Below are 19,096 nucleotides of genomic sequence, written 5' to 3' on the forward strand. Positions count from 1 at the left end.
ATATTAGTATTTTTATTTACAAACAAATTTATATTCCTATAAAATAACACATACACAAACCAGGGTGGACTTGCCTTGTAACCTTGGCTATAAGGACAAGTCACCTTATGGCTTATACTTGAAGCCAAGAGTTAGAAGCATGTCCACCCTTGTGCCGGAGCGGAACTAAAAGTAACTAATTATTAAAAACTCGCTTCGTTGAGTTACCACAAAGGAATACCTCAGCAGGACCTAAGAGCGCTCCCCTAAACGCTTGTTTATTTTGCTAAACAATAGATTTGGCGAAGTCAGACAAGCCTTAATGGCTTGTTTTACTTACGCTAAATCTCCCTTTGTTTAGCGAAGTAGACAAGCGAAAGACCCTAGAGGAATACTACTGGGGTTTGGGATGCTCCCATTATATTTTGCTTTGGACAAGCTTATTATGGATGCACAAAGTTTGATTATAAGATTATATTTTGTGTTAGTTAAGACTTTCATTAACCTTAAAACTACTGCCATTATATGCTTGTCCAAAGCTTCCTTCGACTGTACAGGAGCCATTATAAAGACCCACGAAGCACTACTGCCTGGTTTGGGCGGAGCATCCATTATAATAAATGCCAATGGACCAGCTTTTCTTCTGAGGAAAGGAAGAGGAAAAGCTAGTCCATTGCTTCATTAGATAATGACACCTAAAAACTTCTTACTTACAATTATAATTTATGTTTCTCTAAATAATCTAAACATTCAGCTTCAGCTATAATAAGTTTTGCAATATATTCATCTATAGCATTAATAGCTTCTAAGCTCTTAATTAAGTTTTTAATCTTAGTTCTATTCTCTGCTGTTATACTAATAGGTGTATTTACAATAAATTTATCACTCAAGTTATTACCTCAGCTTAATTATAACCAAAATGCTAAAAATAATAACATTAGATAAGTATGTTTTAAAAATATAAATTCATCTAATATTTCAAAATAATAAGATGAAAGTACATATATCACAAATTTACAGTAGCTGAACTTCTTATTTGAAATGCGACACAAAAACACCACAAAATTCAAACTGAATAATGCGGTGCTCTAATAAATTATTCGTTTTTTCAGTTGTTACGTTAAAGATGAAGATTATGCCATTAAATTATATTAAGGCTATTCATATTTCTTTTCAAAACCCTTCCATCCTGTATACCCCATTAGCATTCCGAACAGAGGTGATACAATGCTAAAAATAATTAGTTTAGTTGTAAATGTTTCTTTGTAAATAAAGTTAAACGTATAACTACTTTCTATAAAAGGGACTAAAAATACCCATGTTAAGAAGAAAGATAATCCGTAGTAAAGTATTCCTGTTTTAAGTATATATGACATTAATCCTTTACTTTTTATTTTTTCCCATTTTGCTAAACGCTTTTCTTGTTTGTCCATATTCCTCCACCTCCATTTTTATCTTTTAAGATTATTTTACCATATATTACAACTTCGAACTAAACATATATAAATCATAACATATTTTCAATATTATTATATGGAAGTTTTCAACAAAGGAATAAGTACTTATTTTTTTACACCGCATTATTCGGTTTTCAAAGACCACTGTTTGTATTTCCATTTTCAGCAGTTACGTCGCAAATTTTTCATAATACCTAGTTATTATAAATTTATAGTAACTAGATATCATCTTGGAAATGCGACAAAAAACACTGCAACATTCAGTTTAGAATAATGCAGTGCTTAAGTAATAAGTACAGTATTAAAATGCTATTTTGTATTATATCTATCCTTTTGATTGAAAAATGTGATATCTGCATATCCAGCATAAATTTTACCATAGTGCTTTACACCCGATGTGATATAATATCTGTCACCTTTTACATAAGTATTCTTTATGCCACCAATAACTAGTTCAATCTTACCTTCAAGAACAATGCCATATTGACTTTCATGTTTATGTTCAGGCAAATCAACATCCTCTTCAAATTCCATAAATAATATTTGTTGATTCTCTCCTTGAGACAAAAAAGCTGTCACCCCTTTCAAAGGAATGTCTGCAAATGGTAAATTTTCAACTACTTCCGGAAAAATTTTTGACATAATCTCACAACTCCTTAATCATTTATTGACCTATACTATATAAGATGCATTAAAATAATTAAAGTTGTGCCATTTTTGTTCTTTTTAAAATATTTTTTTTAAATTTGATAACACATCTTCGTACCATTCATTAGATGGCTTATGGTCAGGCATATTAGCATACAAATATCTTAATTTTTTTTCTACATCTGAATCAATTATTTCTAAAGAACAAGTTAAATTACCTTTTCTATCATTCTTACTTTCCAAAAAATTTTTTTTCATCTTTTCTCTATGATTAGTGAACTCATTCCAAGCTTTGCAACTACATGGATTCTTAACATCTACCAAACTACAATTCCCTCCAAAGAACTTATCTAATTTAACTCTAGCACGATAGAGTAAAGCCTTTGTTGCTGATTCAGTTAAGTTTATTATTTTCGAAACTTCTTCTGTGCTTAAACCAAACATATCAACTAAAGAAAATACTATTCTTTGGTTCTCAGATAATCTATGAACCATTGTTAAGAAACATCCATTTTGAATTTTTTTAATAGTTTCTTCCACTATTATTTCATCTTCAATGCTCGGAATTGAATTATCAATATTTATCAAGTTTCCAAGTTGCTGTAACTCAAGTATTTCGCCGTATGGGATTTCTGCTAATTTTTTCAGCTTCCTCAGATTCATTAAATGAGTATTAAAGCATATTCTTCGAAGCCAAAACCTAATGGAATCTTTATCCCTTAATTGGGATATCTCTTTATATGCTTTAAGAAATGTCTCTTGTGTTAAATCTTCTGCTGATTCTTTATGGTTAGTTAATTTATATGCATAAGAATAAATATACCTATTATACTCTCTGAACACCTCGATAAAATTCAAATTTTCACCCTCTATTTAATATCCATCTATTATGCTTTAATAAATACAATTTTTCCCAACAATTATTGTATGATATTATATTCCTAATTTAATCTTTACAAAAATTATACCACTATATCTATATATTTTCATAGTTTTATGGAAAACATAATAATTTTTGACACCGCATTATTCGATTTTCAAAGGCCATCGTTCGTATTTCCATTTTCAATAGTTATGTCACATTAATTTCATAAAATATATCAATCATTACCTTACAATATATATAAACAATGTCTATATACATGTAAATTTTTTCAATATCATGATATTTGGGATGATATTTACATTAATAACTATTCTAAATTTCCACTCATCCAAGTATTAATTATAATCATAAAGCCTATCTAAACTTTTGCATTCAACTGTCTTTTTATATTTAATATTTAATCGAAATATGATATTATACTTATTAGGAAGTTTTGTATGTTAATGTATAAATTTACAATATTACTCCGAAAAATTAATGATTGAAGTTTTTTATTACCTAGGTTTATTAGATATAAAATTTAATAGGCTAAATATAATAGATTATAGTTTTAAACGTAACTATTTATAACTTGCAGGGTTAACCAGTCTTTACTTTTAGTATTAAGACTTACCCTCATATACATGAATTCTTAGATAAAGAGTGATTTATTAACATATACCATTTGATCTTGAATTCAATGTTTTCGGAGGGATGTTACTATGAAAGATTCAAATTTAACTAAAAATGTAATTTATACATCATTGCTAAGCTTTTTTATAAGTAAAATTGATGTTACTTATAACTTTATATCCAATATTGTAATTTACTAATCAATTTCAGAATAATTAAGATAAGGGCTATGGCTTTTCTTTTTTAAACTCTCTTTGTATTCTCTCCACACCATCTCTATAAATTCATCATATTCATTATGACGTTGGTAATCTGTTCCTCTTATAAATGCTTTTTTAAAGTTTTGATGTTCTTTATCTTTGTATAATTCCATCCTATAGGTTGTTCTTAAAGAAGCATTTGTACATTTATGAAATTTTTCATCATTCAAAAGATACTGATGAAATTCTTCTTTTATTTTTTTGCTTTCTTCTTCTTTTTCAAGTATATATTCTTTTATCAAGTCCTCATTTTTAGAAATAATATTTTCTAATGCATCTTCTGGTAGCATTACTTCGTTTTCTAAGAACCATAAATTAACTTCATATATTCCTATTTGTCGTCCTTGATAAAGGCAAAATATTAATATTGAATCTCATTTATTGGGTAACTTAGCATTTTTTCTACTCCCTCCACCACATCAAAAACATCTTGATCTGCTGCATTGAAGGCTATTTTTCCAAGTGTTGATTTTTTAAGTATTTCTTTGCCTTGTTTATCTACCCCAGTCTCAGTTACAATAACTAAATCAGAAGAAAGGTTCATTGATGATGCTGCCATGATATCCTCTCCTTTCTTTGTATTTACTTATATATATGCTATTTTAGATATTTTCTCAGCTTATTTAGTGCTTCTTTTTTAATTTCTATAGCTTTTCTATAGTTTAAATCACAATGAACAGCGACTTTTTTAGTGTTTTGCCTCCAATATTCAATTAAAGTATCCTGTATTACTGTAAGCTTTAGCAAATAAGACCATGTTAATTTTACAGATAGTGTCTGTAAAATGTTAGAATCATACTTTCTTTATATTAATGCTTATTGCTTTCTTTTACTACATTAAACAATCTATCGTTACAGTAGATTCTTTCTCTGCCAATTTTTTGTGAAGATAAAAATCCATTTTTCTCTAGCTGATTGAGATAACTGACTGCAGTTTTTCTAGTTACCCTCATACCTTTTTCAATATACTGTGTTTTAGTATAAAATTCGTAGAATAATAATTCTATTAGCTCCTTAGAATACAATGCTGGTAACTTTTGTTTCAAATCCTCACTATAATTATTTATTTCATCTACAATTGCTTTCACAAGCTTAAATGTCTCTATAGAAGTTTCTTCAATGCCAGCTAGTATAAATAGCACCCATTCTTCATAATCATCTGGATTATTTTGCAGAGAACCTAAAAGCTTATAATAGGATGCTTTGTTATCTAATATATATCTACTCAAGTAAAGGATTGGACTATCTAATAATCCTTTAAGTACCAAATATAAAACATTTAATATCCTTCCAGTCCTTCCATTGCCATCATAAAATGGATGAATAGCTTCAAATTGATAATGTATTACTGACAATTTTATTAATGGGTCCACCCCATCACTATCATCATTTATATAAAACTCTAGGTTGGATAAATATTCTATAATCTCCTGTTCAGATTGTGGAGGAGTATATACCACTTCTCCTGTTAACGCATTTTTAAGCGCTGTCCCAGGAAGTTTTCTAATTCCTGCTTTATTTTGTTCTATTACTCCCTGAATATCAATCAACATATTAGTAGTTAAAATTTCTCTCTCTTTAACCAATTCATATCCATGCCATAGAGCAGTTCTATAATTCACGACCTCTTTCGCAGCAGGCGTAGCAGCATTTTCATAAGTTAACGCCTTGTATAAATCGTCATGAGTTGTTATTATTTGCTCAATTTCAGAGCTGTCTTTAGCTTCATTTAGATTTATAGCATTAATTAGGATATGTTTATTTGGTATAGTGTCTGCGTAACCTTTGAGCTCTGCAAGCGCTCTATTAGTATTTGCAAGTTGTTTTAATATCCTAATTGTATCGAAATTTACATTTGGTGGTAATATTCTTAACATTCCCATCACCTCTTATAGGTAGTATACTACACATAATTACCTACTTCAATCAAACATAGGTAATTTTTTTAAAATTTTACCCATATTTAAAAATTATATACCCTATATGATATATTTTTACCTATAAGATTTAATTCAATTTCAAGTAACATGTTAAAACAAACCAATACAAAATAAAACATCGTAGATACAACTCATAATATTTAATTTATAGATTCAATTAAGATTGGCTGATTAAATTTTTCTAAATTCAATTTATCATGAGAAATATAATTATTATTACGAATAGCATAAAATCGTACGGTCACAGATGGTAAGACGTCATAATAATGTGTGTAGTATTACTGTACATAAACTACATTTTTTTTAATTAATCGGTAAAATTATTATTATAGAAATATAAAAAAGCACGATCGTGCCTTGTGATTTTTATAAATGAGTGCTTGTATACCTATTTTTCCTACATGACAAAGCATAAGTCTATCTTATATAATAGTAACATACTAAAAATTTTTGAGAGAAGGTTAAAGAGCAGATGAAAAGAATAAATGAAATTTTTAGTGATTATGAGTCAGTGGGTAACATAAATACTGCTATTGTAGAATCTGTAGTCTTAAGTAAAAAAACTAAAACCCTGGAAATGAAAATCAGCTCAGATAAATATATTGAAATAGGAGAATTTGAAAGCCTCAATAAGTTTATAAGAGAAAGATTTGCATTAAAAGATTCTAAGATCGCTGTAAAGTATGCTGATGGAACGGATAAAAAGCCCATAGAAGAGGAACTAAAAAATATTATACTCTTCGTGGCAGATAGCTATCCTGCCTTAAAAGCAGTGCTAAATAATAGTGAATATAAAGTGGTTGAAAACACCATAAATTTCAATTTTAATATGGCAGCATCAGACTTTTTAAAATCCATGGGTTATGATAAAAAAATTCATGATGCCATAAAAAACTTGTACGGCACAGCATATAAAGTAAATTTTGTTGATAATGTAAGCTGTGAAGAATTTATAAGAATGCAAGATGAAACATTTGCGAAGGAACTGCTTATTACTCAAAAGGAAGTTAAGGCCGCTCCAAGCAGTAATACCCCTAAACCGCCTAAGGAAGCAGCAGAAAAGAAACAAGTATGGAAATCGGAAAAGAAACAAGAAGGAAAGGCAGAGACTGCTGATAAAAAAGATGACCCATTCTTGATATTAGGCAGAAGCTCTAAAATTAAGGAACCTATAATAAAAATTACTGACATTACACCGGATGAAGGTAGAATAGTTTTAGAAGGTGAAATATCCAATATGGAAGCAAAGGAATTAAGAAGCGGAAAAACATTAGTTTCCTTTGACTTATATGACGGATCAAGCTCCATGACCTGTAAGTCTTTCTTAAAGCCTGGTGAAGAGGGTGAGGTAACATCTAGGCTTAAAAAGGCTAAGGGTGTTAGGGTTGCTGGAAATGCAGGCTATAGCCAGTTTTCTGGTGAAGTTGAGATGATCGCTAATATTATAATAGAAACAGAAGGTATGAAGAAGACTAAGAGGCAGGATAATGCTGAAGTGAAGAGGGTAGAGCTGCATATGCATACACAAATGAGTCAGATGGATGCTATGACCGGTGCCTCTGATTTGATTAAAAGAGCCATAAGCTGGGGCATGAAAGCTATTGCCATAACGGATCATGGAGTGGTGCAGTCATTCCCTGATGCACATAAGCTCCTAGGAAGAGATAATCCAGATATGAAGATATTGTATGGAGTGGAGGCTTATTTAGCACCAGATAAAAAACCTTCTGTAACAAATCCTAAGGGACAGAGCATCGATACTACTTATTGCGTACTGGATTTGGAAACTACAGGTTTTTCACCAGTAACTGAAAAAATTACTGAAATAGGAATTATGAAGTTTAAGGATGGAAAGGTAATAGACAGCTTTAGCTGTTTTGTAAATCCTGAAAAGCCTATTCCACCAAGGGTTGTGGAGGTTACAAATATAACTAATGATATGGTAAAGGATGCAGAAACCATAGATAAGGTATTCCCTAAAATGCTGGAATTTATTGAGGGAAGTGTCTTGGTAGCTCATAATGCTGGATTTGATATAAACTTCTTAAAGCATAATGCCAAAGTTTTAGGCTATGATTTCGACTTCACATATTTGGATACCTTGACTTTAGCTCAGGAGGTTTTCCCTGAATTTAAAACCTATAAATTAGGAAGAATCGCTAAAAACCTTGGCATAAAGGTGGAGGTTGCACATAGAGCTTTAGATGACGTAGAAACTACCGTTAAGGTCTTTAAGATAATGCTTGAAAAGCTAAAGGAAAGAGGAGCAAAAACTCTTGAAGATATAGACATATATGGTTCTGATGAAGTTGCAAAGAAGGAAGCCTATAAAAAGCTTAGAACTTATCATGCAATAATATTCGCAAAGAATTATGAGGGACTAAAGAATTTATATAGGCTAGTATCTTATTCTAATTTAGATTATTTTTATAAAAAACCTCGTATATTAAAGAGTATGTTAAAAAAATATTCTGAGGGCTTAATTCTTGGAAGTGCCTGCAGTGAGGGGGAATTGTATCAATCAATACTCCTAGGAAAATCCGATGAGGAAATTGAAGCTATTGCTGAGGAATATGATTATTTGGAAATCCAGCCTCTTGGAAACAATGATTATTTAGTAAGGCAAGAGCAGGTACCTAATAAAGAATATCTAAAGGAAATCAATAAAAAAATTGTAGCTCTGGGAGAAAAATTAAATAAACCTGTAGTTGCCACAGGAGACGTTCATTTCATAGACCCTGAGGATGAGATATATAGACGTATACTAGAGGCAGGTCAGGGCTTTAAGGATGCAGATAATCAGGCGCCTTTATATTTAAGAACTACCGAGGAGATGCTTAAGGAATTTGACTATTTAGGAGCAGAAAAGGCCTATGAGGTTGTTGTTACAAATACTAATTTGATAGCAGATATGTGTGAACAGATCAGTCCTATTTCACCAGATAAAGCTACACCACACATAGATGGCTGTGAGCAGACCATTAAGGATATTACCTTTGAAAAGGCTCATGAGCTTTATGGAGATCCACTTCCGGAACTTGTTCAGAAAAGACTAGAGAAGGAGCTGGATTCTATTATAAAAAATGGTTTCTCCGTGATGTACATTATAGCTCAGAAGCTCGTTTGGAAATCAAATGAGGATGGTTATCTGGTAGGTTCCAGAGGATCTGTTGGTTCCTCTGTTGTTGCGTATATGACCGGTATAACGGAAGTAAATGCCCTGCCGCCACATTACAGGTGTCCAAAATGCAAGTATTCAGACTTTGAGGATTACGGCATTAAACTTGGCTTTGATTTGCCTGATAAGGCTTGCCCTGTTTGTGGAGAAAACTTAGCTAAGGACGGCATAGATATTCCTTTCGAAACCTTCTTGGGATTCAATGGAGATAAGGAGCCGGATATAGACTTAAATTTCTCAGGAGAATACCAGGCAAAGGCTCATAAATACACAGAGGTCATCTTTGGAAAGGGCACAACCTTTAAGGCTGGAACCATAGGTACCATAGCAGAAAAAACAGCCTTTGGATATGTGAAAAAGTATTATGATGAAAAAAATATTTCAGTAAACAAGGCAGAAGTCCTCAGAATTTCAAAGGGCTGTACAGGTATAAAAAGAACTTCAGGGCAACACCCTGGTGGAATCATAGTTGTACCTAAGGGAAGAGAAATTTTTGAATTTTGCCCTGTACAGCATCCAGCTGATGATCCAAATTCGGATATTATAACAACACATTTTGACTATCACTCTATTGACCAGAACCTATTGAAGCTAGATATACTGGGCCACGACGATCCTACAGTAATAAGAATGCTGCAGGATTTAACGGGAGTGGATCCTCAAACCATACCTATGGATGATAAGGAGACTATGTCTATATTTTCATCCACGGAAGCTTTGGGAGTAGCGCCAGAGCAGATAAATTCAAAGGTAGGAACCTTTGGTATTCCTGAGTTTGGTACTAAGTTCGTAAGAGGAATGCTTTTAGATACAATGCCAAAAACCTTCATGGATTTAATATGTATATCAGGACTTTCCCACGGTACTGACGTGTGGCTTGGAAATGCTAAGGACTTGATTGATCAAAAAATAGTTACCAGCATAAGTGAAGCGGTATGTACCAGAGATGATATCATGGTTTATCTTATCAAACAAAATCTGCCACCAAATTCAGCCTTTAAGATAATGGAGTTGGTGCGTAAGGGAAAGGCACTAAAAGACCCAAAATTTCCGGAATATGAGGCTTTAATGAGGGAGCACGAGGTGCCAGAGTGGTACATAGGTTCCTGTAAAAAGATAAAATACATGTTTCCTAAGGCCCATGCTGCTGCCTACGTAATGATGGCATTCAGAATAGCTTGGTTTAAGGTTCACATTCCTAAGGCTTATTACTCAGCATATTTCTCTATCAGAGCAAAAGCCTTTGACGCAGAATTTATGATATTCGGCAAAGAAAAGGTTAAGGAAAAGATGAAGGAAATTGAAATGATGGGCAATCAAGCGGGACCTAAGGATAAGGATATGTTCGATGATCTAGAACTGGTTTTGGAAATGTATGAGAGAGGCATTAATTTCTTACCAATTGATTTATATAAATCTCATGCCATAAACTTCTTAATGGAGGAGGATGGCATAAGGCCACCTATAAACAGTATAGCCGGTATGGGAAATGTGGCAGCAGAAGGTATATATAACGCAGTACAAGAAGCAGAACAAGAAGGAAAGCCTATCAGCTCAATAGAAGATCTAAAGAAACGTGCTAAGATAGGAAATGCCGCTGTAGAATCGCTTAAAAAGTTTGGGTGCTTAAACGGTCTTCCGGAAAGTGATCAAGTGAGTTTTTTTGATGTAATCTAACTAGTAAAAGTCCTAGTGTAGGTTGATGGCATAAAGTACATGATTGATTACTAGTTCTCGAGCTTTATCCTAAGATGATTATCTTTGTAATGCCTAATAATATATCTTAGTACAGAAAGCCCTATAGTTAGAAAAAGTTCTAACTATAGGGTTCTATTTAAACATTAAATATTATATGCTACTCTTCACGTAATTCCTACCATTTTCTATTCACAATAGCATGAGTTGGACATTTTTCTATGCAAATTCCACAACCTACACACTTATCATGATTTATAACTGGAAGATTATTAACCATTTCAATCGCTTCTTCAGGACAGTTTCTTGCACAAAGACCACAAGATATGCATCCAACACTGCAGTTATTCTTAACTTCTATTCCTTTTGTTTTCGAATTACATCCTATCTCAACCTTTTTTGATACTGGCAGCAGATCTATAACTTTTTTAGGGCAAGTTTTTACACAAGCACCGCATCCTATGCACTTTTCTTCATCTATTACCGCAATATCATTAATAATATTCAATGCATCAAACTTACAAGCTTCAACACAGCTGCCAAGGCCTAGACATCCAAACTCACAGGCTTTTGAACCACCACCAGGTATATTCACTGCATCAATACAGCTCGCTATACCATAGTAGATCCCTTTTTCCTTAGCTTTATCACAAGTTCCTTTACATTTTACAAAAGCAACATTGGCCTCTCCTGCATTAATAGATACCCCCATTATTTCTGCAATTTTCTCAGCCCCTGCAGCCCCTGCAGCAGCACAACAATTTGTTGCAGCAATTTCATCTGCAACAGCTTGGGCATAGGCATCACAACCTGCATATCCACAACCACCGCAATTAGCTCCAGGTAAACATTCTTTTATTAATGGTACCTTTTCATCTACTTCAACTGCAAATTTCTTAGAGGAATATCCTAAGATTATTCCAAATAATAAGCCAAGTCCACCTAAAGTTATCACTGCTAATAATAATTCTTTCATTCATAGATACCTCCCCTCTTAATGTATTAACCCTTGAAATCCTAAAAATGCTATAGACATTAATCCTGCAGTTATTAATGATAATGGTAATCCCTTTAAAGCTTCAGGTATTTTATCATTAGCTTCCATTCTTTCTCTAAGCCCTGCAAGAAGTACTATCGCAAGCATATATCCAAGACCAGAAGCAGCACCAAAGACTAAGGATTCTACTAAAGTATATTTTTCCTGTACATTAATTAATACCGCTCCAAGAATAGCACAGTTTGTTGTAATTAGCGGAAGAAATATCCCCAGGGCAGAATAAAGAGATGGACTCATCTTCCTTATTACCATTTCAACGAATTGTACCAAAGAAGCAATAACTAAAATATACGCCATAGTAGTTAAATAAGTTATATTTAAAGGTATTAATATAAAATTACTGATTAAATAAGTAATAAGCGATGCAATGGTCATAACAAAAGTAACGGCAAGGCCCATCCCCTTTGCTGTTTCAATTTTTTTAGAAACTCCAAGGAAGGAGCATATCCCTAAAAATCTTGACATTACAAAGTTATTAACAAATAAAGCTCCAATAACTAAATAAAATAGTTTCATTGTTAAACATCCTTTCTTTCAATACACTGCTATTTGATAGAAGAACAAGCGGATTTATTAGGACAGTATGCACAGCCTTCAAATTCAGAAATTCTTTTGTTCCCTTTTCCACTCTTTTTAAGTTTTGAGTAATTAAGAAGGGCCATTAAAATTCCTAATGTAAAGAATGCACCTGGTGCAAGTATCATAATTAAAGCAGGTTCATATGAAATTGGAGCAATTTGAATATCAAATATTTTACCAGTACCCAAAAATTCCCTTATAATTCCTATAACTCCTAAAGCTAATGTAAAACCTATTCCTTGACCAAGTCCATCAAATATTGAAGAAATAGGATCATTTTTAGAAGCATAGGCTTCTGCTCTTCCAAGAATAACGCAGTTAACAACAATAAGTGGTATAAATATACCAAGAGACTTATATAATGAAGGTACAAAACCTTGCATCAAAAATTGAATAAGAGTAACAAATCCGGCTATTACAACTATAAAGCTAGGTATTCGTATTTTATCAGGTATAAATTTTCTAAGAAGGGATATAACAAAATTAGAACCCATTAATACTACTGTTGATGCTAATCCCATTCCTATACCATTTTTTGCACTTGTAGTAACAGCTAAAGTAGGACACATTGCTAAAACTTGTACGAATATTGCATTTTCAGTAAAGATACCATTTTTAAGCCTTTCCTTAATGCTTGCCATTATTTTTGTCCCCCTTTCAACTTGTTTTTGTAAAAATCTACAGCTTCGTTAACTCCAGTAGTAACTGCGTTTGAAGTAATTGTAGCACCTGTCATGGCTTCAATTTCATTCGGTTTTGATACAGCATGTTTTACTACTTCAAGAGCATTGGCTACGGGCTTATTCCTATATTGTCCTGAAAATTTTGGCTGCACAGCATTAGCACCAAGTCCTGGAGTTTCAGATTGAGATAATATTTTAATTCCTGTGATCTCTCCTTTAGTAGAAATACCTACCATAGTTTGTATTTCTCCACTATAGCCTTTGCTGGAAACTTTTATAGTGTATCCTATAGTTTTAGAATCTGCTATTGCTTCATTAACTTCTAAAATATTTTTTTCATTAATACCTTGGACTTTTTTAAAATCTTCTGCATCTGCAATTAGCTCTTTCATAGCCTCTTTATTAGTTTTAATATTTTGATTTTCTATAGGTTCCTTAGTAATTGAATAAGCACCTGCTAGTATAAAGCCTGCCACTGAGGCAATAATTAAAAGAATTAACCCTAATTTAACTATTTCTTTATCCTTCAATTACTTCACCTCCCCAAACACTCTTGGAGTTACATATTTATCTATTAGTGGAACAAACAAGTTCATAATTAATATAGAATAGGACACTCCTTCAGGGTAACCTCCAAAAATACGGATTACTGTAGCTAAAAAACCACAGCCTATTCCAAATACAATTTGTCCATTGGCTGTCATTGGAGATGTAGTATAATCCGTTGCCATAAAGAAAGCGCCTAGCATAAGACCACCAGCAAATAGTTCATAGATGCCGTTCCCAGTCATTAATCCATTTCTACCTACAATAGTTGTAAGTATTAAAACTGTAGCTATATAGGACACTGGTATATGCCACGTAATAATTCTTTTATAAAAAAGATATGCAGCACCAATTAGCAGTGCTAAAGCTGAAGTCTCACCTATACATCCACCTACATGGCCTATAAAAACACTATATAGGCTCGGTAAATTTCCTTGATGTGATTTTAAAATTGCAAGTGGTGTAGCTGAAGTAATTCCATCTATTTTCCATGTAGTCATAGCAACAGGGTAACAAGCAAGTAAAAATGCTCTTCCTGCTAGTGCTGGATTAACTATATTTTGTCCTATGCCTCCAAAAAACTCCTTAACTATAAGTATAGTAAAAACACTTCCTACAACCGCCATCCATAGAGGTAAAGTTGGTGGAACATTAAAGGCAAGTAAAAGACCCGTTACTACCGAACTATAGTTGCCAATAGTAATCGGACGTTTCGTAATCTTTTGCCATGCATACTCTGTGGCAACACAGGATATAACTGTTGTCAATATAACAAATAAAGCTTGAGTTTTAAAGAAATATACCCCCGCTATGGTTGCTGGTATCAAGGCAATTATTACATCCCTCATAATTGATTTTGTAGAATCATTATCACGAATATGTGGGGATGACGATAATGCAAAATTTGTTTTAATCATTATAGTGCCACTCCTTAATCTATTTTTTTCTATTTGCTATAATTCTTCTTTTTGCTGTACGTATAGATTGTACTAGATGACGCTTAGCTGGGCATGAGAAGGTACAGCATCCACATTCAATACAATCCATGCCATGAAGCTTTTCAAAAGCCTCGTCTTCTTTTCTTCTTGAATAAGAATCAAGAAAACTTGGAGTTAATTTCATAGGGCAAACTTGTACACATCTACTGCATCTAATACAACTTGATTCCTCTGGTATTACCGCTTGTTCTTTTGTTAAGCAAAGTATCCCTGAGGTTCCTTTAACAACTGGAACTTCTAAGGAGGATATAGTCATTCCCATCATTGGTCCTCCTCCTATAATCTTTATAGGCTCTTCCTTAAAACCTTCACAGGCTTCTATCAGTTCAGACCAAGATGTACCAAGCTTTACCTTTAAGTTTTTAGGGTTTTTAACAGCTTCCCCCGTTACAGTTACAACTCTTGTCATAACCGGCCTTCCAAGCACTACTGCATTATATATTTCACGAACAGTTGTAATATTTTGCACAATACATCCTACATCTGCTGGTAACTTACCTGAAGGAATTTCTCTTTTAGTAATAGCATATATTAGTTGTTTTTCAGCGCCCTGAGGATATTTTGTCTTTAAAAGAGCTACCTCCATATTAGGTATATCCTTAAGAGTTTTTTTCATTAACTGCACTGCATTCATCTTATTATTTTCAATTCCAACATATATTTTGGCTTGTGGAAATAAGAATGCTAGTACCTTTAACCCCTCAACTATCTCACCAGTTTCTTCAAGCATTAGTCTATGATCACAGGTTAAATAAGGTTCACACTCTGCAGCATTTATCACTATAGAATCAATAGGCTTATCTGGTGGAGGAGTTAGCTTTACATGAGTTGGAAAAGTTGCTCCACCCATTCCTACTACTCCAGCTTCTCTAATAAGACCTATTATTTCTTCTTTAGATAAATTGTGATACTCTTTAGGCTTTGGTATTTCTATTTCTTCATAAAGCTCATCATTATTAACAATTATAGACATAACCTTGCTTCCATTAGATGTAGGCATTTCAATAACTTTTTCCACTGTTCCAGAAACAGAGCTGTGCACTGGAGACGAAACAAAACCCTTTGCCTCACCAATCTTTTGTCCAGCTAATACTCTGTCTCCTTTTTTTACTAAAGGAGTACAAGGAGCACCAATATGTTGTAACATCGGATATATTAATAATCCTTTTGGAAGTAATTCCTCAATAGCTTTATTCTCAGTAAGGTATTTCCCATGTGGTGGGTGGATACCTCTTTTAAAAGTGAATATATTCATAAGTAAACCTCCCTTATATAAAATGTATTTAAGAATTCTTTAGGCCTCCATTTATCTTAATTCTAGAGTATTTTTTTTATTCTCTCCTCTAAAGTTTCAAACTAAATTTTAAATAGTTCTTATATTTAAAAAAATACCTAAAAGAAGAGAAAATTCTCTAAGGAAATATATTTTCCATGGTCTAAAAATACATTTCTTTAGAGAAAAATTTAAAGCACTTAGCAAAACAAATAAAAGAGTAAATTTAAACACTGGGTATTTCAAAAAATAAAAAAATGGGATACTCAAATAAGAGTTTCCCACCCTAGAAACAAATTTCTTGGAATCAAACTTTAGTTTGTCCAACCGATAAAAAATATTACATAAAGACTATACCATAAAATTTATATTAGTTCAATTTTTAAACAAAAAAAGTTCGATAATTACTCCTACCCCAATTCCTATAGCATAAGCTAGTAAGTCACTCCATAAAAATACATATCCTAATACCAACCCTCCTATTGCTGTTTTTCTAATACTATCTATCCAACTTGCATGGTATAACTGACTTAATTCAATAAAATAGCAAAATGCTATTGCTATTAATGCAACTTTCTTTGTTTCTATAGTTCTAAAAATAAAACCGAATGTAAAGAAAATCATTAACGCCCAAAGAGCATCACCTAAATATGTATTTAAAAATCCTGGTATAAGATTACTCATCCTTCTTGAGCATAATCCTAAAATAATTACAACTAGTACCATAAACCCATACAGCAGTCTATTGCGTTTATAAGTCATACTTAAACCTCATCTTAAATTACTTTTTTAAATTAATGAACTGATGATTAATATATAAATTTTTAAGATTTAAATGAACAATCTATTGTACTCATTTAAGCTACAATCTAGCATTTGGCTTGCTAATATCACTTCCGGATCAGTTAAACTGCCCTTTCTATTTATCAAGTCATGCATATAGTCTCTCATCTTTTCTATCCTTTTAATTTTTTCAATTAACTGCTTGTCCACTATAAGCACCTCCATTTTAAATAATAATATTCGATACGAATTACTATAAAGTTATTATTATTTTCTAATTATAATTATATTATACATGATTCAGAACAAACATTCAACCATTTTTTACAAAATTTAAGATATTTTTGAATTAAATCTGTATAAAAAACGGAATTTTATTTTTGGTTAACTACACATTTTAAAAGTACAAAATTTAATTTGATAACAAAATAAGCACCTGAATTTAACAGGTGCTTTACTGTAGTGACATTAAATGTCTATTTTTTATTATCTATTTGTTTTTTGTAATATCGTAATATTAATTTAATATATTTAGCTTAAGGGGGTTTTAGTGTGATGAATTATCATATATTTGCTATAGTAGGTATTCTCACTATGGTATTATTTATTTCGGTAATGGGATTACTTATATATTCGCTTATCCTATTTATTAGATTCGCTAATTTAGGAATAGAGTCATTTACTATTTACATTGCTAAGAATTCTAAAGGTAATGATTTAAACTAGTATATTAATAGTCTATAGGTAAATAAAAAGTCAGAGTTAATTTAACTCTGACTTTCATTTTAGTATATTATTATAAGCCTCTTTCATAAGCTTCTACCATTTTTTTAACCATTTGTCCTCCAACAGAACCATTTTCTCTTGAAGTAAGATCTCCATTATATCCTTCTTTTAGATTTACACCTACTTCTCTAGCTGATTCCATTTTAAATCTATCTAATCCTGCTTTTGCTTGTGGTACTAACACTCTATTTCCTCTACTTGCCATAATCTAGTTCCTCCTTTTAATTTATTAAATGTTTGATTGTAGTATAAGTTTATGTATTTTTCTATTTAATAACCTATTAAATTACATGCAAAAAATCTAGTTACTGTTAAAGGTTGTATTAAAAACTATTAATTAATGTTTGTGGCTTATTAGTATAAAACTTAAAATTTTGGCTAAAATATATAATGCCTTGATAATGTAACACTACCCATAAAATTATGATTAACATCTACTTAAAACATTTAGCCGCAGAATTAAAATAACTCTGATTAAATTCAGAGTTATTTTAATTTAAAATCGTAAAATATTATATCTACTTTCCAACTTACCTTATATAATTTAGTATAAAAACTTTTATTTGAGGTTAAACTGTACTTGAGATTGATAAAGTAATTAATCTCGCTATAATAAATTTCCTTCATTTAAAAAAGAAGCTAGGTTTAAAATCTAGCTTCTTTTAAGTTGTTTTATCTATGCTCAATTAAATCTATAGTTCCTAGTACTATATGGGCTAATCCAAATCCTAATGCAGCTGTTTCTGCCATAGGCAACATTTCTTTTCTCTTTATTCCTCTCTTTTTCATATCCATTGCCCTTAGAGCTACTGCTCCTGTGGTTACTGCAACACCTAAAACTGTAGGTACTAAACCTTCTCTCATATAGCTACCTCCTAAAGATTAAATGTATTATTATTTTTCCTAATACTACTTTACTTTATTCTAGATTTAAGTGCCTTGACTTCCACATTGTTTATTCATTTCTAGGATTATAATAATAATTTGTTATAATTTGAGTAGATATATAAGTATCGTCTCCATATGCTTGACTATCTATATCTGAGTCATTTTGTGGATCTAGACTTTTTACCTGTTTTCTATCAGGTTCTTGTTTTGAATATGTTTTTTTCATATAAACACCCTCTTCTAAACTTATTTTCTTATATAGAAAGTATTTTATACTTTCTAATAATATTTTAAATTAAAATGAATATCCCTGAGGTTAGTAAATATAACCTCAGGAATATTACACTATCTGTTTTGTTCCATGACCATAAAATAATATGTTGTACCAAATTCTTCATTAAACTTTTTTTCTAATTCCATCATTCTTTTTTCTTGATGTTCCTTTAAATCTGCATATTCTAGAACTTTTATGCTATTTATAAACTTATCTTCCATGTAAATACCTCCTAGTGTTCAAATATAATAAGATATTAATCTCTTATTATTTTAATAATTATATTAAACTTTTATACAATAACTTTACATTATAAAAAAAGCCAGATGGTAAATGACCCATCTGACTCTTCTATATATATCTTTATCTTAAGCCTCTTTCATATGACTCAACCATTCTTTTAACCATTTCTCCACCTATTGAGCCATTTTCTCTAGATGTTAAATTTCCTTTATCTATATTCTCATAATTTGGTAATCCAAAATCACTTGCTACTTCTATCTTAAATTGATCTAATGCATATTTAGCTTCTGGTACTAATACTCTATTTCCTCTGCTTGCCATAAAATATTAC

Annotated in this window: 23 protein-coding genes and 1 other annotated feature; of the genes, 3 read left to right on the forward strand and 20 right to left on the reverse strand. The window is 31.8% G+C overall.

The genetic code is table 11. The features are described 5' to 3' along the window. The first annotated feature begins 388 nt into the window (after positions 1-388). Positions 389-664 carry a hypothetical protein gene (locus ACZ5N4_RS22690; RefSeq protein ID WP_464204753.1) on the forward strand — a complete coding sequence of 92 codons (276 nt, stop codon included), beginning with the start codon at positions 389-391 and terminating at the stop codon, positions 662-664. A 31-nt stretch (positions 665-695) separates the two neighbouring features. On the opposite strand, the gene ACZ5N4_RS22695 is transcribed toward ACZ5N4_RS22690, so the two are convergent. The 7 genes from ACZ5N4_RS22695 to ACZ5N4_RS22725 all read right to left on the reverse strand — a co-directional run bounded on the left by ACZ5N4_RS22695 (position 696) and on the right by ACZ5N4_RS22725 (position 5,719). Beyond that, complete coding sequence (locus ACZ5N4_RS22695) at positions 696-869, reverse strand: hypothetical protein (protein WP_464204754.1); 174 nt, start codon at positions 867-869, stop codon at positions 696-698. Between the two features lie 267 nt (positions 870-1,136). Beyond that, complete coding sequence (locus ACZ5N4_RS22700) at positions 1,137-1,412, reverse strand: hypothetical protein (protein WP_464204755.1); 276 nt, start codon at positions 1,410-1,412, stop codon at positions 1,137-1,139. A 333-nt stretch (positions 1,413-1,745) separates the two neighbouring features. Beyond that, positions 1,746-2,078: a cupin domain-containing protein gene (locus ACZ5N4_RS22705; protein ID WP_464204756.1), complete on the reverse strand. Its 333-nt coding sequence runs from the start codon at positions 2,076-2,078 to the stop codon at positions 1,746-1,748. A gap of 84 nt (positions 2,079-2,162) precedes the next feature. After that, a complete protein-coding gene (locus ACZ5N4_RS22710) occupies positions 2,163-2,942 on the reverse strand; it encodes an RNA polymerase sigma factor (RefSeq protein WP_464204757.1) in 780 nt (259 codons plus the stop codon). Positions 2,943-3,778: 836 nt separating this feature from the next. Continuing rightward, the gene (locus ACZ5N4_RS22715; protein WP_464204758.1) at positions 3,779-4,132 is read right to left on the reverse strand and encodes a hypothetical protein; all 354 of its coding nucleotides are present in this window, start codon (positions 4,130-4,132) and stop codon (positions 3,779-3,781) included. Positions 4,133-4,203: 71 nt separating this feature from the next. Further along, on the reverse strand, positions 4,204-4,401 hold the full coding sequence (locus ACZ5N4_RS22720) for a DUF1659 domain-containing protein (protein ID WP_464204759.1): 198 nt from the start codon (positions 4,399-4,401) through the stop codon (positions 4,204-4,206). Positions 4,402-4,651: 250 nt separating this feature from the next. Then, positions 4,652-5,719 (reverse strand): Fic family protein, encoded by a 1,068-nt coding sequence (locus ACZ5N4_RS22725; protein WP_464204760.1) that lies wholly within the window; start codon positions 5,717-5,719, stop codon positions 4,652-4,654. Positions 5,720-6,254: 535 nt separating this feature from the next. Between ACZ5N4_RS22725 and polC the strand changes: the two genes are divergently transcribed. Next, positions 6,255-10,637 (forward strand): DNA polymerase III subunit alpha, encoded by a 4,383-nt coding sequence (polC, locus tag ACZ5N4_RS22730; protein WP_464204761.1) that lies wholly within the window; start codon positions 6,255-6,257, stop codon positions 10,635-10,637. Between the two features lie 196 nt (positions 10,638-10,833). Here the strand turns inward: polC and ACZ5N4_RS22735 are convergent, their stop codons facing one another. From ACZ5N4_RS22735 to ACZ5N4_RS22770, 8 genes are all read right to left on the reverse strand, one after another. Beyond that, complete coding sequence (locus ACZ5N4_RS22735) at positions 10,834-11,631, reverse strand: RnfABCDGE type electron transport complex subunit B (protein WP_464204762.1); 798 nt, start codon at positions 11,629-11,631, stop codon at positions 10,834-10,836. A gap of 18 nt (positions 11,632-11,649) precedes the next feature. Further along, the gene (gene rsxA, locus ACZ5N4_RS22740) at positions 11,650-12,228 is read right to left on the reverse strand and encodes an electron transport complex subunit RsxA (RefSeq protein WP_178905973.1); all 579 of its coding nucleotides are present in this window, start codon (positions 12,226-12,228) and stop codon (positions 11,650-11,652) included. 29 nt (positions 12,229-12,257) lie between these two features. Beyond that, positions 12,258-12,932, reverse strand: a complete 675-nt coding sequence (rsxE, locus tag ACZ5N4_RS22745; protein ID WP_464204763.1) for an electron transport complex subunit RsxE — start codon at positions 12,930-12,932, stop codon at positions 12,258-12,260. Beyond that, on the reverse strand, positions 12,932-13,504 hold the full coding sequence (locus ACZ5N4_RS22750) for an RnfABCDGE type electron transport complex subunit G (protein ID WP_464204764.1): 573 nt from the start codon (positions 13,502-13,504) through the stop codon (positions 12,932-12,934). Before ACZ5N4_RS22750 ends, rsxE begins: the two co-directional genes overlap by 1 nt. Further along, on the reverse strand, positions 13,505-14,437 hold the full coding sequence (locus ACZ5N4_RS22755) for an RnfABCDGE type electron transport complex subunit D (protein ID WP_464204765.1): 933 nt from the start codon (positions 14,435-14,437) through the stop codon (positions 13,505-13,507). 19 nt (positions 14,438-14,456) lie between these two features. Further along, positions 14,457-15,773, reverse strand: coding sequence for an electron transport complex subunit RsxC (gene rsxC, locus ACZ5N4_RS22760; protein ID WP_464204766.1), 1,317 nt, complete (start codon positions 15,771-15,773; stop codon positions 14,457-14,459). 293 nt (positions 15,774-16,066) lie between these two features. Continuing rightward, positions 16,067-16,120, reverse strand: a sequence feature (sodium ion sensor (DUF1646 type); this cis-regulatory element may regulate processes involved in with the transportation of sodium ions). A gap of 46 nt (positions 16,121-16,166) precedes the next feature. Further along, positions 16,167-16,553, reverse strand: coding sequence for a ribosomal maturation YjgA family protein (locus ACZ5N4_RS22765; protein ID WP_464204767.1), 387 nt, complete (start codon positions 16,551-16,553; stop codon positions 16,167-16,169). 69 nt (positions 16,554-16,622) lie between these two features. Further along, positions 16,623-16,784 carry an aspartyl-phosphate phosphatase Spo0E family protein gene (locus ACZ5N4_RS22770; RefSeq protein ID WP_464204768.1) on the reverse strand — a complete coding sequence of 54 codons (162 nt, stop codon included), beginning with the start codon at positions 16,782-16,784 and terminating at the stop codon, positions 16,623-16,625. Between the two features lie 342 nt (positions 16,785-17,126). On the opposite strand from ACZ5N4_RS22770, the gene ACZ5N4_RS22775 reads away from it, so the two are divergent. Next, complete coding sequence (locus ACZ5N4_RS22775) at positions 17,127-17,300, forward strand: hypothetical protein (RefSeq protein ID WP_464204769.1); 174 nt, start codon at positions 17,127-17,129, stop codon at positions 17,298-17,300. A 70-nt stretch (positions 17,301-17,370) separates the two neighbouring features. On the opposite strand, the gene ACZ5N4_RS22780 is transcribed toward ACZ5N4_RS22775, so the two are convergent. The 5 genes from ACZ5N4_RS22780 to ACZ5N4_RS22800 form a co-directional block, all read right to left on the reverse strand. Then, positions 17,371-17,565 carry an alpha/beta-type small acid-soluble spore protein gene (locus tag ACZ5N4_RS22780; RefSeq protein ID WP_464204770.1) on the reverse strand — a complete coding sequence of 65 codons (195 nt, stop codon included), beginning with the start codon at positions 17,563-17,565 and terminating at the stop codon, positions 17,371-17,373. A gap of 467 nt (positions 17,566-18,032) precedes the next feature. Continuing rightward, positions 18,033-18,224, reverse strand: coding sequence for an asparagine synthase (locus tag ACZ5N4_RS22785; protein ID WP_464204771.1), 192 nt, complete (start codon positions 18,222-18,224; stop codon positions 18,033-18,035). 91 nt (positions 18,225-18,315) lie between these two features. Beyond that, positions 18,316-18,474, reverse strand: coding sequence for a hypothetical protein (locus tag ACZ5N4_RS22790; protein ID WP_178905963.1), 159 nt, complete (start codon positions 18,472-18,474; stop codon positions 18,316-18,318). A 119-nt stretch (positions 18,475-18,593) separates the two neighbouring features. After that, positions 18,594-18,743 (reverse strand): polynucleotide phosphorylase, encoded by a 150-nt coding sequence (locus tag ACZ5N4_RS22795; RefSeq protein ID WP_464204772.1) that lies wholly within the window; start codon positions 18,741-18,743, stop codon positions 18,594-18,596. A 142-nt stretch (positions 18,744-18,885) separates the two neighbouring features. Further along, complete coding sequence (locus tag ACZ5N4_RS22800; protein ID WP_464204773.1) at positions 18,886-19,086, reverse strand: small, acid-soluble spore protein, alpha/beta type; 201 nt, start codon at positions 19,084-19,086, stop codon at positions 18,886-18,888. Positions 19,087-19,096: the final 10 nt, after the last annotated feature.

The sequence above is a fragment of the Clostridium nitrophenolicum genome (genome assembly GCF_055391695.1).

Coding starts and splice junctions, on each gene's coding strand:
- ACZ5N4_RS22690 (WP_464204753.1), top strand. CDS start 389: ATGCTCCCATTATATTTTGCTTTGGACAAGCTTATTATGGATGCACAA.
- ACZ5N4_RS22700 (WP_464204755.1), bottom strand. CDS start 1,412: ATGGACAAACAAGAAAAGCGTTTAGCAAAATGGGAAAAAATAAAAAGT.
- ACZ5N4_RS22705 (WP_464204756.1), bottom strand. CDS start 2,078: ATGTCAAAAATTTTTCCGGAAGTAGTTGAAAATTTACCATTTGCAGAC.
- ACZ5N4_RS22715 (WP_464204758.1), bottom strand. CDS start 4,132: ATGCTACCAGAAGATGCATTAGAAAATATTATTTCTAAAAATGAGGAC.
- ACZ5N4_RS22720 (WP_464204759.1), bottom strand. CDS start 4,401: ATGGCAGCATCATCAATGAACCTTTCTTCTGATTTAGTTATTGTAACT.
- ACZ5N4_RS22725 (WP_464204760.1), bottom strand. CDS start 5,719: ATGTTAAGAATATTACCACCAAATGTAAATTTCGATACAATTAGGATA.
- polC (WP_464204761.1), top strand. CDS start 6,255: ATGAAAAGAATAAATGAAATTTTTAGTGATTATGAGTCAGTGGGTAAC.
- ACZ5N4_RS22735 (WP_464204762.1), bottom strand. CDS start 11,631: ATGAAAGAATTATTATTAGCAGTGATAACTTTAGGTGGACTTGGCTTA.
- rsxA (WP_178905973.1), bottom strand. CDS start 12,228: ATGAAACTATTTTATTTAGTTATTGGAGCTTTATTTGTTAATAACTTT.
- rsxE (WP_464204763.1), bottom strand. CDS start 12,932: ATGGCAAGCATTAAGGAAAGGCTTAAAAATGGTATCTTTACTGAAAAT.
- ACZ5N4_RS22755 (WP_464204765.1), bottom strand. CDS start 14,437: ATGATTAAAACAAATTTTGCATTATCGTCATCCCCACATATTCGTGAT.
- rsxC (WP_464204766.1), bottom strand. CDS start 15,773: ATGAATATATTCACTTTTAAAAGAGGTATCCACCCACCACATGGGAAA.
- ACZ5N4_RS22765 (WP_464204767.1), bottom strand. CDS start 16,553: ATGACTTATAAACGCAATAGACTGCTGTATGGGTTTATGGTACTAGTT.
- ACZ5N4_RS22780 (WP_464204770.1), bottom strand. CDS start 17,565: ATGGCAAGTAGAGGAAATAGAGTGTTAGTACCACAAGCAAAAGCAGGA.
- ACZ5N4_RS22785 (WP_464204771.1), bottom strand. CDS start 18,224: ATGAGAGAAGGTTTAGTACCTACAGTTTTAGGTGTTGCAGTAACCACA.
- ACZ5N4_RS22790 (WP_178905963.1), bottom strand. CDS start 18,474: ATGAAAAAAACATATTCAAAACAAGAACCTGATAGAAAACAGGTAAAA.
- ACZ5N4_RS22795 (WP_464204772.1), bottom strand. CDS start 18,743: ATGGAAGATAAGTTTATAAATAGCATAAAAGTTCTAGAATATGCAGAT.
- ACZ5N4_RS22800 (WP_464204773.1), bottom strand. CDS start 19,086: ATGGCAAGCAGAGGAAATAGAGTATTAGTACCAGAAGCTAAATATGCA.